14 protein-coding genes are annotated in these 16,244 nt (G+C 70.6%); 12 read left to right on the top strand and 2 right to left on the bottom strand.

All coding sequences use genetic code 11. From position 1 onward, the window contains the following. Positions 1 to 49 precede the first annotated feature (49 nt). The 12 genes from gatC (at position 50) to OH809_RS13505 (ending at position 14,484) form a co-directional block, all read left to right on the top strand. Positions 50 to 346 carry an Asp-tRNA(Asn)/Glu-tRNA(Gln) amidotransferase subunit GatC gene (gatC, locus tag OH809_RS13560; RefSeq protein WP_358862620.1) on the top strand — a complete coding sequence of 99 codons (297 nt, stop codon included), beginning with the start codon at positions 50 to 52 and terminating at the stop codon, positions 344 to 346. A 5-nt stretch (positions 347 to 351) separates the two neighbouring features. After that, positions 352 to 1,854, top strand: a complete 1,503-nt coding sequence (gene gatA / locus OH809_RS13555; RefSeq protein ID WP_406422162.1) for an Asp-tRNA(Asn)/Glu-tRNA(Gln) amidotransferase subunit GatA — start codon at positions 352 to 354, stop codon at positions 1,852 to 1,854. Then, entirely contained in the window at positions 1,851 to 2,090 is a 240-nt protein-coding gene (locus tag OH809_RS13550; protein WP_406422163.1) for a hypothetical protein, read from the top strand. Before gatA ends, OH809_RS13550 begins: the two co-directional genes overlap by 4 nt. 16 nt (positions 2,091 to 2,106) lie before the next feature. Next, positions 2,107 to 3,615: an Asp-tRNA(Asn)/Glu-tRNA(Gln) amidotransferase subunit GatB gene (gene gatB, locus OH809_RS13545; RefSeq protein ID WP_406422164.1), complete on the top strand. Its 1,509-nt coding sequence runs from the start codon at positions 2,107 to 2,109 to the stop codon at positions 3,613 to 3,615. A gap of 143 nt (positions 3,616 to 3,758) precedes the next feature. Next, complete coding sequence (locus tag OH809_RS13540; protein ID WP_406422165.1) at positions 3,759 to 3,971, top strand: hypothetical protein; 213 nt, start codon at positions 3,759 to 3,761, stop codon at positions 3,969 to 3,971. A gap of 36 nt (positions 3,972 to 4,007) precedes the next feature. Next, a complete protein-coding gene (locus OH809_RS13535) occupies positions 4,008 to 6,119 on the top strand; it encodes a phosphocholine-specific phospholipase C (protein WP_406422166.1) in 2,112 nt (703 codons plus the stop codon). Between the two features lie 464 nt (positions 6,120 to 6,583). After that, entirely contained in the window at positions 6,584 to 6,913 is a 330-nt protein-coding gene (locus tag OH809_RS13530) for a hypothetical protein (RefSeq protein WP_406515135.1), read from the top strand. A 97-nt stretch (positions 6,914 to 7,010) separates the two neighbouring features. Next, positions 7,011 to 9,230, top strand: coding sequence for an MMPL family transporter (locus tag OH809_RS13525; protein WP_406515134.1), 2,220 nt, complete (start codon positions 7,011 to 7,013; stop codon positions 9,228 to 9,230). Positions 9,231 to 9,251: 21 nt separating this feature from the next. Further along, positions 9,252 to 9,806: a GNAT family protein gene (locus OH809_RS13520; RefSeq protein WP_366136806.1), complete on the top strand. Its 555-nt coding sequence runs from the start codon at positions 9,252 to 9,254 to the stop codon at positions 9,804 to 9,806. 358 nt (positions 9,807 to 10,164) lie between these two features. Then, positions 10,165 to 10,821 carry a hypothetical protein gene (locus OH809_RS13515; protein WP_406422169.1) on the top strand — a complete coding sequence of 219 codons (657 nt, stop codon included), beginning with the start codon at positions 10,165 to 10,167 and terminating at the stop codon, positions 10,819 to 10,821. Positions 10,822 to 11,129: 308 nt separating this feature from the next. Next, entirely contained in the window at positions 11,130 to 11,303 is a 174-nt protein-coding gene (locus OH809_RS13510; protein WP_406422170.1) for a hypothetical protein, read from the top strand. 58 nt (positions 11,304 to 11,361) lie between these two features. Beyond that, positions 11,362 to 14,484 carry an AAA family ATPase gene (locus OH809_RS13505; RefSeq protein WP_406516243.1) on the top strand — a complete coding sequence of 1,041 codons (3,123 nt, stop codon included), beginning with the start codon at positions 11,362 to 11,364 and terminating at the stop codon, positions 14,482 to 14,484. Positions 14,485 to 14,600: 116 nt separating this feature from the next. Here OH809_RS13505 and OH809_RS13500 read toward each other — a convergent pair whose 3' ends face one another. After that, positions 14,601 to 14,852, bottom strand: a complete 252-nt coding sequence (locus OH809_RS13500; protein ID WP_406422171.1) for a DUF6191 domain-containing protein — start codon at positions 14,850 to 14,852, stop codon at positions 14,601 to 14,603. Positions 14,853 to 14,888: 36 nt separating this feature from the next. Beyond that, complete coding sequence (locus OH809_RS13495; RefSeq protein WP_406422172.1) at positions 14,889 to 16,031, bottom strand: PQQ-dependent sugar dehydrogenase; 1,143 nt, start codon at positions 16,029 to 16,031, stop codon at positions 14,889 to 14,891. Between the last annotated feature and the right edge of the window lie 213 nt (positions 16,032 to 16,244).

Genomic DNA, 16,244 nt, shown 5'->3' with positions numbered 1-16,244 from the left:
CCATAGGATTGGGGCCAAAACCACAACACTCACCCCTGAGGATCGCTGCATGCCTGGCATCACGCGCGAGGAGGTCGTCCACCTCGCACGGCTGGCGCGTCTGGAGCTGAAGGGCGAAGAGCTCGATCACTTCGCCGGTCAGCTCGACGACATCATCGGCGCGGTCGCCCGCGTCTCCGAGGTCGCCGACCAAGACGTACCGCCGACCTCCCACCCGCTGCCGCTGACCAATGTCATGCGCGCGGACGAGGTCCGTCCGTCGCTCACCCCCGAGCAGGCGCTTTCCGGCGCCCCGGCCCAGGAGCAGCAGCGTTTCAAGGTGCCGCAGATCCTGGGGGAGGACTAAAAGTCATGACGGACAACAGCTCCATCATTAAGCTCACCGCTGCCGAGATCGCCGCGAAGATCGCCTCCGGTGAGCTCACGGCCGTCGAGGTCGCCGAGGCGCACCTGGCCCGGATCGACGCGGTCGACGAGAAGGTCCACGCCTTCCTGCACGTCGACCGTGAGGGTGCGCTCGCGCAGGCCCGCGCCGTCGACGCGAAGAAGGCTGCGGGCGAGAAGCTCGGCCCGCTGGCCGGCGTCCCGCTCGCGCTCAAGGACATCTTCACCACGAAGGACATGCCGACCACCGTCGGCTCGAAGATCCTCGAGGGCTGGGTCCCGCCGTACGACGCGACCCTGACCAAGAAGCTGAAGGCGGCCGACGTCGTCATCCTCGGCAAGACCAACATGGACGAGTTCGCCATGGGGTCCTCCACCGAGAACAGCGCCTTCGGCCCGACCGGCAACCCGTGGGACCTCACCCGCGTCCCGGGCGGCTCCGGCGGTGGCTCCTCGGCCGCCCTCGCGTCGTACGAGGCCCCCCTCGCCATCGGCACGGACACCGGCGGTTCCATCCGTCAGCCCGCCGCCGTCACCGGCACCGTCGGCGTCAAGCCCACCTACGGCGGCGTCTCCCGGTTCGGCATGGTCGCCTTCTCGTCCTCCCTCGACCAGGGCGGCCCCTGCGCGCGCACGGTCCTGGACGCGGCCCTCCTCCACGAGGTGATCGCCGGACACGACCCGCTGGACTCGACGTCCATCGACGCCCCGGTCCCGCCCGTCGTCGAGGCCGCCCGCAACGGCAGCGTCGACGGCATGCGCATCGGTGTCGTCAAGCAGTTCTCCGGCGAGGGCTACCAGGCCGGTGTCGTCCAGCGGTTCAACGAGTCGGTCGAGCTGCTGAAGTCGCTCGGCGCCACGATCGTCGAGCTGGACTGCCCGTCGTTCGACCTGGGTCTGTCGGCGTACTACCTGATCGCGCCGTCCGAGTGCTCGTCCAACCTGGCCCGCTTCGACGCCATGCGCTACGGCCTGCGGATCGGTGACGACGGCACGAAGTCCGCCGAGGAGGTCACCGCGCTCACCCGCGAGGCCGGCTTCGGCGACGAGGTCAAGCGCCGCGTCATCCTCGGGACGTACGCACTCAGCTCCGGCTACTACGACGCGTACTACGGCTCGGCGCAGAAGGTCCGCACGCTCATCACGCGGGACTTCGAGAAGGCCTTCGAGCAGGTGGATGTCATCGTCTCCCCGACGACGCCGACCACCGCCTTCCCGATCGGCGAGCGTGCCGACGACCCGATGGCGATGTACCTGGCCGACCTGTGCACCATCCCGACCAACCTGGCCGGCAACTCCGCCATGTCGCTGCCCTGCGGTCTGGCACCGGAGGACGGTCTGCCGGTCGGTCTGCAGATCATCGCCCCCGCCATGAAGGACGACCGGCTGTACAAGGTCGGGGCCGCAGTCGAGGCCGCCTTCGTGGAAAAGTGGGGGCACCCGCTGCTGGAGGAGGCTCCGTCACTGTGAGCGCACTGACCAAGGCCAAGGGCTTCAAGAAGTCCAAGACCGGTACGTACCTGTCCATCGGCACCACCGCCTTCGGCGCGATCAGCGTGCTCAAGCAGGCCAAGAAGGCGCGCTTTGAGCACGACACGCTCCGGCTGGTCGACGCCGTCGTCTCCGCTGCCGCCATCGCCACCGGCATCGCTCTGCTCTGCCGAGAGCTGAAGCGCCTGGGCGACGACGACGTACTGCTGGGTTGAGAGGGAAAGTTTCACCGTGACTGTCACTGACCTGGTGCCGTACGAGGACGCCCTCGCGACGTACGACCCCGTTATGGGCCTTGAGGTCCATGTCGAGCTCGGCACCAAGACCAAGATGTTCTGCGGCTGCTCCACCGAGCTGGGCGCGGAGCCGAACTCGCAGACGTGCCCGACCTGCCTCGGCATGCCCGGCTCGCTCCCGGTCGTCAACGCGATCGGCGTCGAGTCCGCCATCAAGATCGGTCTCGCGCTCAACTGCGAGATCGCCGAGTGGTGCCGCTTCGCCCGGAAGAACTACTTCTATCCGGACATGCCGAAGAACTTCCAGACCTCGCAGTACGACGAGCCGATCGCCTTTGACGGCTATCTGGACGTCCAGCTGGAGGACGGCGAGATCTTCCGGGTGCAGATCGAGCGCGCCCACATGGAGGAGGACACCGGCAAGTCGCTGCACGTCGGCGGCGCCACCGGCCGTATCCACGGCGCGTCCCACTCGCTGCTGGACTACAACCGTGCGGGCATTCCGCTCATCGAGATCGTCACCAAGCCGATCGAGGGAGCGGGTGCGCGCGCACCCGAGGTCGCCAAGGCGTACGTCGCCGAGCTGCGCGAGCTCATCAAGGCGCTCGGCGTGTCCGAGGCCCGCATGGAGCAGGGCCAGATGCGCTGCGACGTGAACCTGTCGCTGCGTCCCAACGGCACCGAGACGTTCGGTACGCGCTCCGAGACGAAGAACGTGAACTCGCTGCGTTCCGTCGAGCGTGCCGCCCGTTACGAGATCCAGCGCCACGCCGCGGTGCTGAACTCCGGCGCCGAGGTCGTGCAGGAGACCCGGCACTTCCACGAGGAGGACGGCTCCACCACGGCCGGCCGCATCAAGGACAACGCCGAGGACTACCGCTACTTCCCGGAGCCGGACCTGGTGCCCGTCGCTCCGGCCCGCGACTGGGTCGAGGAGCTGCGCAAGGGACTTCCCGAGCTGCCGCGCGTACGCCGCAACCGGCTGCGCGAGGAGTGGGGCGTCTCCGAGTTCGACATGCAGTCGATCCTCAACGCGGGTGCGGTCGACCTGATCGTCGCCACGACCGAGGCGGGCGCCGCGTCGGACCAGGCCCGCAAGTGGTGGATGGGCGAGCTGGCCCGTCACTCCAACGAGACCGGCACCGCCCTGGACGAGCTGGCGATCACCCCGGCGCAGGTGGCCCGGGTGACCGAGCTCGTCGCCTCCGGCGACCTCAACGACAAGCTGGCGCGCCAGGTCATCGAGGGTGTCCTCGCGGGCGAGGGCGACCCGGACACCGTCGTCGAGAAGCGCGGCCTGAAGGTCGTCTCGGACGAGGGTGCGCTGGGCACGGCCGTCGACGAGGCCATTGCCGCCAACGCGGCCATCGCGGACAAGATCCGCGGCGGCAAGGTCGCGGCGGCGGGCGCGCTCGTCGGCGCGGTCATGAAGGCCACCCGCGGCCAGGCGGACGCGGCCCGTGTCCGCGAGCTGATCCTGGAGAAGCTCGGCGTCGAAGGCTGAGCCCTTCCTGCCGCTGCATGCGGATGAAGGGGCGGTGCACCTGTTGACCGGGTGCACCGCCCCTTCCTGTTCTTCCCGCGCCCGGAGAAGGTCCGCTGAACACCGTCACCGCCGAAATCGTCTCCGTCGCGCTGCTCCTCGCGGTGCGGGCGTTCGCCGTCGTACGCCCCGGAGGGCTGCCCGAGGCGACCATTGCCGTACCCGCGGCCCTGCTGGTCGTCGTCATCGGCGCCGTGCCGTTCGCCGACGCCCGGGCTCAGACCGGCGGCCTGCGGCTTGGGCTTTCCCCGGCGACCTCTTGGACGTTCACCGCCGGGCCGTGCTGTGGCCTTTCCGCAGCCACCTGCCTTCATTAGCTTCCCCGCTGTACGACCGGACTCGGGAGGCTCAACTTGACCACGGACATTTCACGGCGTCGGCTCTTCGCACTGGGTGGCGGCGCGCTCGGCGTCGCGGCGGCCGGTTCGCTGCTGCCGCCGTCGCTGCAGGCCGCGATGGCCGCACAGCCTTCGCCTGCGGCGGAGTCCGGCGGCGGGCTCGGGGACATCAGGCACGTGGTGATCCTGATGCAGGAGAACCGTTCCTTCGACCACTACTTCGGGACCCTGCGCGGCGTACGCGGGTTCGGCGACCGCAACGCGATCGAGCTGCCCTCAGGGAAGCCGGTCTTCGAGCAGCCGGGCGCGGCCGGCACCTCCGTGCTGCCCTTCCCGGTCCGGGATGCCGCCGCGACGCAGAAGAAGGACCTCCAGTACATCGGCGCCCTCGACCACTCCTGGAGCGGCGGCGGCAAGGCATGGGCCGGCGGCTGGATGAACGGCTGGGTGACCGCGAAGACGGCCGCCACCATGGCGTACTACGACCGCCGCGACATCCCGCTGCACTACGAACTGGCCGACACCTTCACCGTCTGCGACGCCTACCACTCGTCCATCCACACCTCCACCAGCCCCAACCGCAACCACCTGTGGAGCGGGAAGACGGGCTTCGAGGCGAACGGCAAGCGGGCGGTCGGCAACGACGCGTACAGCGAGGGCACCCATCCGGGGTACGGCTGGTCCACGTACGCGGAACGGCTGGAGGAGGCCGGGCACAGCTGGAAGACGTACACCGAGTGGGAGAACTTCACCGACAACCAGATCGAGTTCTTCGCCACCTTCAAGGCGATCGCCCGCAAGGCGCTGGCGAAGACCGGTGGCCACACGTACATGGAGTCCTTCTACGCGGCTGTGCGGCGCACGGACGACGCGGCGGAGCGGGCCAGGCTGCTCGGTCTGCTGGAGGACGGTGTCGCCACGCTGACGGATACGGAACGCAGCCTGTTCGAGCGGGCGCTGCGCCGGGTCGAGACCGGCACGCTGGCCGACGCGTTCGCCGCGGATGTGGCGGCGGGCACGCTGCCCGAGGTCTCCTACCTGGTGCCGTCGGCGGTCGACTCGGAGCACCCGAGTGTCTCCTCCCCGATCCACAGCGCGACGATCGTCTACAAGGTCCTGGACGCGCTGGGCAAGCACCCCGATGTGTGGCGGCACACCGCCGTCATCATCAACTACGACGAGAACGACGGCTTCTTCGACCACGTTCCGCCGCCCGTGGCACCGCCCGAGGTGACCGACGAACAGTGGGACAACAAGCCCACCGGCCTCGGCATACGGGTGCCGCTGCTCGTCGTGTCGCCGTGGACCGTGGGCGGCTACGTCTGCTCCGAGGTCTTCGACCACACCTCGGTGATCCGCTTCCTGGAGCGGTGGACGGGTGTGAAGGAGCCGAACATCAGTGACTGGCGGCGCACCGTCACCGGCGATCTGACCTCCGCGTTCGACTTCACGCGCGGGCTGCGCAGGCCCGAGGTCGAGCAGCCCGGCGCCATTCCGGCCTTCAGCGGACGCTGGCAGCCGAAGCCGCCGGCCGTCCAGCAGATGCCCGTACAGGAGCCCGGCGCCCGGCCCGCCCGTCCGCTGCCGTACCAGCCGGACGCCCAGTCGACCGTGGCGAACGGGGCAGTGCGGGTGGCCCTCAGCAACACGGGCCGTTCGTCGGCGCACTTCGCGCTGTACCCGTACGCGGGCGAGTTTCCCGTCCCGCAGCACCAGGATGTACGGGGCACGGCGCAATGGACGGTCCCCCTCACCGGTGACGCGTACCGGTTCACGGTGACCGGGCCGAACGGCTTCCGGCGCGAGTTCGCAGGACCTGCCGCCGGCGGACCCGAGGTCGCCACCTGGATCGATGCCCACGAGCGCGATCTGCACGTCACCCTGCGCAACACCGGGCAGCGGACGCTCACCTTCACCGTCCGGCCGCTGGGGTACGTCGACGAGGCGGACCTGCGCGACTGGACCCGGACCATCAAGGTCAAGCCCGGCCGGAGCCGTACGGTCGTCCACTCGGCCGCCGACGCGCACGGCTGGTACGACCTGTCCGTCACCGTCGACGGGGACGACGTGTTCCGCCGCCGGCTGATGGGGCACATCGAGAACGGCCGGGCGAGCGTCTCCGGCTGACCGCCGGACACCGCCGCGGACACGCGGACCCGCGCCCCGTGCGACGGACGTATTCACGATCATGACTGAACCGATCGAGAACTGGTCCGGCGTCACGACGGGGTCCACCCCGGACGGGGCGGACCCCGTCGTCCTGGAGTGCGCCCGCCTGCTCGCCGCCGAACCGGGCGGCGAGCAGACCGTCCCGCTGACCTTCGCCCTGGTGGGCATGGCGCCGTACATCGTCGGGCGGCAGGGCACCCCGGTCGGGCGGCACCGACAGCCAGGCCCGGGAGGGCATCCAGCTGCAGAGCCCCGGCGGCCGGGCCGGCCTGCGCGAGGACCACGAGGACGGGTACGGGGCGTCGCTGGAGGCATGGACCTGCACCACGTTCCTGCGCAGGCTGGCCGTCGAGGCCCGCGACCATCTGAGCGATGCGGTCGACGAGCTCTTCGGCACCCGTGACACGGCGCATCTCGACGCGGTGTATCTGCTCCCCGACGGGCGCCTGGACATCAAGTCGCTGAGCGAGCGGCATGTGCCGTACCGGGACGAGGCGGCGTCGACGGAGGCGGCGTTGTGGGCGGCCCGGCGGTACGACGCGATCGGCCCCGACGGAAATCCGCTCGACCGGAGCGTGCTGTTGCTCCTCGGCTGCGCGGCAGCCGACTCCCTGGAGCTGCCGTACGGCGTCGCGCGGGAGATCCTCGGGATCCTCCGTGACGCTGCCGCCGCACTCCCCGCCGACGCGGCAGGCGTAGGGGAAATATCAGTCCCTGTGAGCATCGCCACGAAACGGGCAAAGGATCACTGACGGCTGCCAGAGTGACGATTCTCAGGTCAGGTGTTCTTTGCGGGCTGTTCATCAGATCTCCCGAAAAAGATCCACAAATCACCAGGGAGCATGTCCGTTGGCTGCCATCGCCCGCTGGTGCATCAGGCACCGTCTCCTCGCCGTCCTCATCTGGCTGCTTGCCCTCGGCGGCGCGGCCACCGCGGCGGGATTCGCGGGGTCCTCCTACTCCAACAACTACGACGTGCCCGGCACCGAGTCCGGGCGGGCTACCGACCTGCTCAAGAGCGGATTCACGGACCTCGGCGGCGACACCGACACCGTCGTCTGGCACACCAGCGACTCCACCGTCCAGGCCGCCGACGTCCGGCAGACGATGACCCGGACCCTCCACGAGATCGAGCAACTGCCCGGCGTCGGCGGCGTCACCGGGCCCTACGGGGCCTCCGGCGCGGGGCAGATCAGCGCGGACGGGCACACCGCCTACGCCACGATCACCTTCGACCGGCAGGCCGACGACATCCCGGTGCAGCAGGCCCGGTCCGTCGTCGACACCGCGAAGGCGGCCGCCGGCGACGGACTCCAGGTGGAGCTGGGCGGCCCCGCCGTCGCCCTCACCGAGGCACCGTCCGCCCATCTCAGCGAGGCCATCGGAGTGGTCGTCGCCGCGGTCGTCCTCTTCCTCGCCTTCGGCTCGCTCGCCGCCAGCCTGCTGCCCATCGCCACCGCCCTCGTCTCCGTCGGAACGGCGTACGCGGGCATCGTGTTGCTCGGGCACCTGATGACCGTCGCCGACTTCGCTCCCATGCTCGGCATGCTGATAGGGCTCGGCGTCGGCATCGACTACGCGCTGTTCATCGTCACCCGGCACCGCAGAGGACTGCGGCGCGGCATGACGGTCGCCGAGGCGGCGCAGAACGCCGTCGCGACGACCGGGCGCGCCGTCGTCTTCGCCGGAGCCACCGTCTGCATCGCCCTGCTCGGCATGCTCATCCTGCGGCTCGGGTTCCTCAATGGTGTCGCGATAGCCGCCTCGCTCACCGTAGTGCTGACCGTGGCCGCCTCGGTGACCCTGCTGCCCGCGCTGCTCTCCTTCATCGGGATGCGGGCGCTGAACCGGCGCGAGCGCAAGCAGCTCGCCGAGTACGGACCGCAGCCCGAGCTGCCCACCGGTTTCGCCGCGCGCTGGTCGGCGTTTGTCGAACGCCACCCCAAACTGCTCGGCGCGGTCGCCGCCGTGGTGATGCTCGTCCTCGCACTGCCCACGTTCGCGCTCCATCTCGGCAGCTCCGACCAGGGCAACAACGCCGCGTCGTCCACCACCCGGCAGGCGTACGACCTGCTGGCCGATGGATTCGGGCCCGGAGTCAACGGCCCGCTGACCATCGCCGCGCAGCTCGACGGGGCCGACGACCGGCTCGCGATGGACGGTCTGCCCGCCACCCTCCGGGCCACCGACGGTGTCGCTTCGGTCAGCCCCGTCACGTACAACAGCGGCGGCGACGCGGCGTTCGTCACCGTCGTCCCGGCCTCGTCGCCGCAGTCGCGGGAGACAAGCGCACTCGTCGACCGGCTGCGCACGGACGTCCTGCCGCACACCGAGGAGAACACCTCACTGCACGCGTATGTGGGCGGTGAGACGGCCGGCTACGACGACTTCGCCCAGATCATCATCGGCAAACTCCCGCTCTTCGTCGGCGCGGTCATCGGGCTCGGCTGCCTGCTCCTGCTACTGGCGTTCCGGTCGATCGGCATCCCGCTGAAGGCGGCCGTGATGAACGTGGCCGCCGTCGCCTCCTCCTTCGGCGTCGTCGTCGCGATCTTCCAGTGGGGATGGGGGAGCGAACTGCTGGGGCTGGGCAGCGCCGGGCCCGTCGAACCCTTCCTCCCGGTCATCATGGTCTCCGTGCTCTTCGGCCTCTCCATGGACTACCAGGTGTTCCTCGTCGGCCGGATGTACGAGGAGTGGCTGGAGACCGGCGACAACCGGCGGGCGGTCCGGGTCGGCCTCGCCGAGACCAGCCGGGTGATCAACTCCGCCGCGGTGATCATGATCTCCGTCTTCCTCGCCTTCGTCCTCAGCGGAGACCGAGTCATCGCGATGTTCGGCATCGCACTCGCCGCCGCGGTCGCCCTGGACGCCTTCGTCCTGCGCACCCTGCTGGTTCCCGCCCTGATGCACATGCTGGGCGGCGCCAACTGGTGGCTGCCGCGCCGGCTGGACCGATGGCTGCCGCGCATCAGCATCGAGCCGCCCGACTGCCGGGCCCCGCATGCGAAAATTCTTTCGGCGCGCAGCAGCGAGGACGACGAACCGGCCGCGCAGCGCGTCCACTGACACGGCAGTTGGAGGAGCACGATGTTTGCGGTATCCCTGGGTGACGACGGTGCGGAACTGCGCCCGCTGGAAGTCTGGCAGGCGGAGGAGTTCCTCGCGCACATCGACCGGGCCCGCGAGCTCGTCGACCCGTGGATCCCGTTCGCGGCCTTCGCCACCGATCTCGAATCGGCGCGCGCCCTGCTGCAGCGGTACGCCGACAAGCAGGCGGCCGACACGGGCCGGCTGTACGGCATCTGGCTGGACGGCACGCTCGTCGGCGGCGTCCTCTTCCGGATCTTCGACACCGAGTCGGGGAACTGTGAGGTCGGCTGCTGGCTGGAGTCCGCGGGAGAGGGGCGCGGTCTGGTGACCCGGGCGGTGCGGAAGCTGATCGACTGGGCGGTCGAGGAGCGAGGGATGCATCGCGTGGAGTGGGTGGCGTCCTCCGCCAACACCCGCAGTGTCGCGGTCGCGAAGCGGCTCGGCATGACGCGCGACGGGGTGCTCCGCGAGAGCTACCCGTACCGGGGGACGCGGCACGACTCGGAGATCTGGTCCGTGCTGGCACCCGAGTGGCGCGCTCAGCGGGGCTGAGAGCCTGTCGGGCGACCTCTGATCGGGCGGCCACGGCGTGGCACGCACGCTTCCGGCGTTGCCGAAATGGCCTAGTAGTTCCTTCCTCAGGCTCTCAGCTTCGTTCGAGCAGGGGAGGCCCCGTCCGAGGACCTTCCGGCGCCTTGGAATCGCACGTACCACGCCGCGTCCGCTCTCCGATCGAAGGTCACCCGACAGGCTCTGAGACGGGACTGCAGCCCGGTGCGAGTCCGCTCCGGGCCGGGCGGTACCGGACCGGCCGCGGACGTAAACGGTCTCCCCCGCAGTAGGGAGCCCAGTCCCTGTCGTGGGGTCGGTCTTAAGAGGGTTCTCATCCGGGCCGCCTAGCGTGCGGCGCATGAACCCCACGACGTCCAAGACCACCGAAGTTCCTGCCACCGAGGCGCCCGAAGCCACGGACACGACATCCACGACGCTTGTGAAGGGTGCGTCGGACGCTTCCGATGTGTCCGACGAGGCGGAGGGCGAAGCCGAGGGCGGGCGGGCGCCGGGCGGCGGCGACGGTCCCGGGCACGGCAACAGCGCCGATACCGACTCCGGTCCGGACCTCGGCTTCGGTCCGAAGGACGACGACTTCGACCGGGCGCCGTCCGGGCTCGGCGCGGCTGCCGCGGGCGTCGCCGCCGCCGGCCTCGGCGTCGTCGGCCTCACCGGGGCATGGTCGGGCCGGGTCGCCGCCGAGCGGGAGACCCTGCTGGGCCAGATGAAGACCGCATCCGGCGGCTCCGTGGCCCAGCAGATCTCCGAGATCTACGGCGACGCCTGGCACTCCACCGCCCTCGTCAACGGCCTCTTCGCGCTCCTCGCCGTGCTGGTCGGCGTCTTCGCCCTGGTCCGCCCGGCCTTCGGCGCACCCGCCAGGGACCCGCAGCCGGGCTGGGTCCGCGCCGTGGCGACCGCCGGAATCGCACTCGGTGTCCTCGGCGTACTGATCTCCGTCGGCATGTACTTCGACCTCATCGTCGCCCTGCCGACCGCGAGCGCCACCGGCTGAGACAGGCGATCGGGCCGCAGCTGGGGCGGGTGATCGGGTCGCCGCAAGGGATGGCCGATCGGCCAGTACGCACCAACCGGCGGTGCCCTAAGGCATCCGCCCGGGGGGCCTTGGTCCGGATGCGGCACCTGCCGCCTGCGCCTAAGGCCCCCCGCCCCGCAGAGATGCGGAAGTCGCCCGATGCGGCGACACCCCCTGGAAGACGAAAGTAGAGGCACGGCAGGGAACGAGCCCGGCAGAACCGGGACCGTCGCACCAACTGCCCCTCCACCAGGCTCCACCGGGCCGTCGACATCCAGGAGAACCACATGTACGCGTACGACCTCCACAAGATCAGGGAAGCCGAACTCCTGCACCGGGCCGAGCACGAGCGCATCCTCCGGCAAGTCCGCCGGGACCGCCGCGCCGCTCGCCGGTCCGGACACAAGGAGGACGAGGGGGCGGTGAGTTCGCTACGGAACAGGTTCGTCCACGCCGCGTAACGGGCGTGAGATGAGCACCGAATTCCCTCCCGCCGTCACGGTGTCGCACCCATGTGCGATGCTCGGCGACGTGGAGACCAGGTCTGTCAGTCCCGTGTTCGTCGGTCGCGCAGGCGAACTCACCTCGCTGACCGATGCGCTCGTCCGCGCCACCGGCGGGCACCCCGACAGCGCCGGGGAGCCGCAGGCGCTGCTCATCGGTGGCGAGGCCGGCGTCGGCAAGACGCGGCTGGTCGAGGAATTCCTGATCGCGGCCGGCCGCCGCGAGGCAGTCGTCGCCGTCGGCGGCTGCGTGGAGATCGGCGCCGACGGGCTGCCGTACGCCCCGTTCTCCACGGCCCTGCGCGCCCTTCGCCGCACCCTGCCCGACGCGATGGCCGCAGCCTGCGCCGGGCAGGAAGGCGAACTGGCCCGGCTCCTCCCCGAACTCGGCGAGGCCGACCGGGACGCCACCGACGAGCACGGCACCGCCCGACTCTTCGAGCTCACCGCCCGGCTGCTGGAACGCATCTCCGCGGACCGGCCCGTCGTTTTCGTCCTGGAGGACCTGCACTGGGCCGATGCCTCCACCCGGCACCTCCTCGCCTATCTCTTCCGCACGCTGCGCAGCGGCCGTCTCGTCGTCATCGGTACCTACCGGGCCGACGACATCCACCGCCGCCACCCCCTGCGCCCCCTCCTTGCCGAACTGGACCGCCTCCGCACCGTCCGCCGGATCGAACTCGCCCGGTTCAACCGCGCCGAGGTCCGCCGTCAGCTCACCGGCATCCTCGCGGCCACCCCCGAGCCCGCCCTCGTGGAAGAGATCTTCGAACGCTCCGACGGCAACGCCTTCTTCGTCGAAGAGCTCGCCTGCAGCCTGGAGTGCGGCGACAGCGCCGGACTCTCCGACTCGCTCCGCGACCTTCTCCTCGTTCGTGTCGAAGCGCTCTCCGAGGATGCCCAGAAGATCGCCCGGGTCATCGCCGAGGGCGGCTCCACCGTCGAGTACGAACTGCTGGCCGCGGTCTGCGGACTGACCGAGGACGAACTCATCGAGGCGCTGCGCGGAGCCGTCGGCGCCAACCTGCTTCTCACCACCGGGGAGGGCAACGGCTACCGCTTCCGGCACTCGCTGGTCCGCGAAGCCGTCAGCGACGACCTGCTGCCCGGCGAACGCTCGCGCCTCAACCGCCGCTACGCCGAGGCGCTGGAGGCCGACCCCATGCTCGTCCGCGCGGGCGAACGCGCCACACGCCTGGCCAGCTACTGGTACGGCGCCCACGATCCGGCCAAGGCACTCCCCGCCGTTCTGAAGGCCTCCGTCGAGGCCCGCCGCCGCTACGCCTTCACCGAGCAACTCCGGCTGCTGGAACGCGCGATGGAACTGTGGGACGACGTCCCCGACGAGATACGCCGCACCCTGCGCCCCATCGACTACGCAGAGGCCTACCCGGCCTGTGGCTGCGACCCCGAGACCACCCCGCTCCGCTATCTCGACCTGATGGCCGAAGCCACTGTTGCCGCCCGCTTCGGCGGCGAGCGTGAACGCGCTCTCGCCATCTCCAAGAAGGCCATGCGGGTCCTGGACGACGACCCCGACCCGCTCCGGGCCGCCTGGTTCTGGGTCCAGCGCTCCCACCTGGTGCAGGCCCTCACCCGCGGTGACGGCTGGCAGGAACTGGCCATCGCCCAGGACCTGGTCCGCGGCCTGCCCCCGTCCGCCGTCCACGCCGATGTCCTCATGAGCGTGGCCGGATGGGGTGCCATGCACTGCCCCGGCGAGGAGACGCTCGCCGCAGCCGACCGGGCCGTGGAGTACGCGCAGCTCGTCGGCGACGAGTACATCGAACTTCACGCCCGGCTCACCCGCGGCTGGCTCACCGCCGATGCGGGCGGTATCGACGAAGGCATCGCCGAGATGTACGCCGTCCGCGACCGGGCCGATGAACTCCACCTCGTGGGCATCATGGGCCGCGCCAGCATCAACCTCCCCTCGACGCTCGAAGCCATGGGCCGCTCCCTGGAAGCGGTCGCCGCCGCGGACCACGGCATCGAGGTCTGCCACAGCCACGGTGTCGCCGAAATGGAGGCGTGGGTCCGCACCAACCAGGCGATGTCGTACTTCTCCCTCGGTCACTGGGACGAGAGCCGGGCGACCACGGATGCGGCGGCCCGCACCGCACAGTCCCGCAAGGCGCAGGGCCTCGTGGCCGCGCGCCGCACCGAGCTGGCCCTCGCCCGCGGCGACTTCGCCGAGGCCGAGGTCCAGCTCGCGCTGACTCAGCGGCACTTCGGTTCACGCGACCCGCAGCCCCAGCACCTCATCAGTCCCGCGTGTCATGCCATGACCCTCGCCGTGCAGCAGGGGCGCCTCCTGGAGGCGCGGGCCGCCTTCGAGGCGCAGGCGGAGCAGGGCTTCCCGCCCGGCACCCAGCGGTACGCGCTGCCGCTCCTCCATACCGCCGCCGCGGCGGAGGCGGACGCCCGCGGGCTGCCCGCCACGGAGCCCGGCCGGCCTGCGATCCTCGCCCTCATCCGCAAGCACCTGGGGCAGCTGCCCATGTTCGTCCCGGTCTGGGCCGCGTACGGTCTGCTGATCAACGCCGAGCTGGCCCGGGCGGAGGGCGCCGACACCCCCGACCACTGGTCCCGCGCGGCCGCCGCCTTCGCCCCCCTCTCCCGCCCGTACGAACAGGCCCAGGTCCACCACCGCTGGGCGGAGGCCATCCTCGTCGCCTCCGGTGACCGTGCCACGGCGGTCGGTCTCCTGCGCGACGCCCACAGCATCGCCGAACGGCTCGGTGCGCGCCCGCTGACCGAGACCATCGAGCTGCTGGCCGGCCGCGCGCGCATCCCGCTCGCTCCCTCACCCGACGACATTCCGATCGCCGTCACGGTCCCGGCCGAGGCGGGCTCCACGGGCGGGGCCGCGGAGCGGGAGCACTCCGATGACCAGCTCCAGGACGCGGCCGCCGCGGCAGTGGAGTCGTTCGGGCTGACGAGGCGCGAGCAGGACGTGCACCGGCTTGTCGCTGCGGGGCATACGAACCGGCGGATTGCCGAGGAGCTGTACATCTCGCCCAAGACCGCGAGCGTGCATGTCTCGAACATCCTTGCCAAGCTCGGCGTCTCCAGCCGCGGCGAGGCTGCGGCCCTGGCGCACCGCCTCCGCCTGTACCGGGGCAACGGGGCGTCCTAGAGGCTGTCGGGCTACCTCTGATCGGGCGGTCGAAGGTAGCCCGACAGCCACTTGGGGAGAAGGGCGGGGCCGGTGCGGGGAGCGGGTACCCGGGCCGTCCGGTGACCGTTCCGTCCTCAATCGCCGGACGGGCCTGAGCGGCTTGAGGGGGCCTCGGTGTCTTCCGGGCCCCGCAGCGGGGTCGGCGGGGGTGACGGGGTGCCCTCAGGACCGGGGACGCGCACCGTCACCTTTCCCGAGCTCAGGTCTACCGGGCCGCGGGCGGGGTCGCCCGTGCCCAGATCCACCCGGGTCAGCTCCAGCCGCTTCTGTTCCTCCGCGGCGTGCTTGCGGCTCGGGGCGAAGAGTTCCTCGAAGAAGTTGAACACCGGCTCGCACCCTTTCACCTTCTGTCGCTGGCGCCGCTACCGCACCTGGAGCACCAGGACTCTGTCGTCTCCCGGTTTCGGGGTGCCGCGGGTGTCCGTGTTGCTCGTGACCAGCCAGAGTCTGTCGCCGCCCGCTGCGAGCACCGTGCGCAGACGGCCGTACTTCCCTTGCAAGAACGACTGCGGGACCGCCAGAGGTTCCCTGCCCGGGCTGCCGGACAGCGGAATCCTCCAGAGCCGCTCACCGCGGAGGCCCGCCATCCAGATCGAGCCCTGGGCGAAGGCGATCCCGCTCGGGGATGCCTCGGACGGTCTCCACTGGGCCACGGGGTCGACAAAACCCGCCTTGCCCACCTTGCCCTCGTACTTCGGCCAGCCGTAATTCCCGCCGGGCACGATCTGATTCAGCTCGTCCCAGGTGTCCTGCCCGAATTCGGACGCCCACAGCCGTTTCTGCCCGTCCCAGGCCAGACCCTGCACATTGCGGTGCCCGTACGAATACATCAGCGAGCCGGGCACGGGGTTGCCCGGTGCCGGTCTGCCGTCCGGGGTCATCCGCAGGATCTTGCCCGCCAGGGACTTCTTGTCCTGTGAGAGCTCCCTGGTCTGCCCTGTCTCGCCCGTGCCCGCGTACAGCATGCCGTCCGGGCCGAAGGCGATCCGGCCGCCGTTGTGGATGTAGCCCTTCGGGATGCCCCGCAGGATTGTGTGCGGTGCACCCAGCCGGCCGGGAGCCCTGCCGGTCCCGTCGTACCGCATGCGGGCGATGCGGTTGTCGGACGCGGTCGTGAAGTACGCGTACAGCAGATGGTCCGTGTCGAACGCCGGGGAGACGGCGATCCCCAGCAACCCGCCCTCCCCGGCGGGCGAAACGCCGGGCACGGTGCCCAGCAGCGTCTGCTTCCCCGTGCTGCCGTTGATCCGGGTGATCGTTCTCCCGTCGCGCGAGGACACCAGCAGATCACCGCCCGGCAGCTCCGCCAGCCCCCATGGAGACGCGAGCCCCTCCGTCAGCGTCGACACCACCTTCACCGAGCCCTTCGCCGACGGTGGAGAGGAGGACGGCGAGGAGGGCACCGTGGCGGGTGCGCCCGCGGGGCGGACCTGCGTGTTTCCCGAGTCGTCGTTCGATGAACATCCCGCGGACAGCAGCAGCGAGCCCGCAGCCAGCGCGGCCACTGCAGCGCGGCACGCGCCCGGGAGGATGCGCGGGTGTCCCGCGGGGGTTCTCAGCGATCCGAATACAGCAATGCGCACAGCACCGGTCCCTTCGACGGCTGCCTGACTACTGTTCCTACACCGCAGCCCGGCCCCGGGTTCCGCAAGCCCACGAACTTTCTCGGCGGGTGCAGGACCCGCGCACCCCGCTCTCAGCGGCTGTCCGGCTACCTT

Origin of the sequence: Streptomyces sp. NBC_00873, from assembly GCF_045207415.1 — a bacterium.
Taxonomy (GTDB): domain Bacteria; phylum Actinomycetota; class Actinomycetes; order Streptomycetales; family Streptomycetaceae; genus Streptomyces.
Note: the sequence above shows the minus strand (reverse complement) of the source record. Positions and strands in the feature narration are given on the sequence as shown.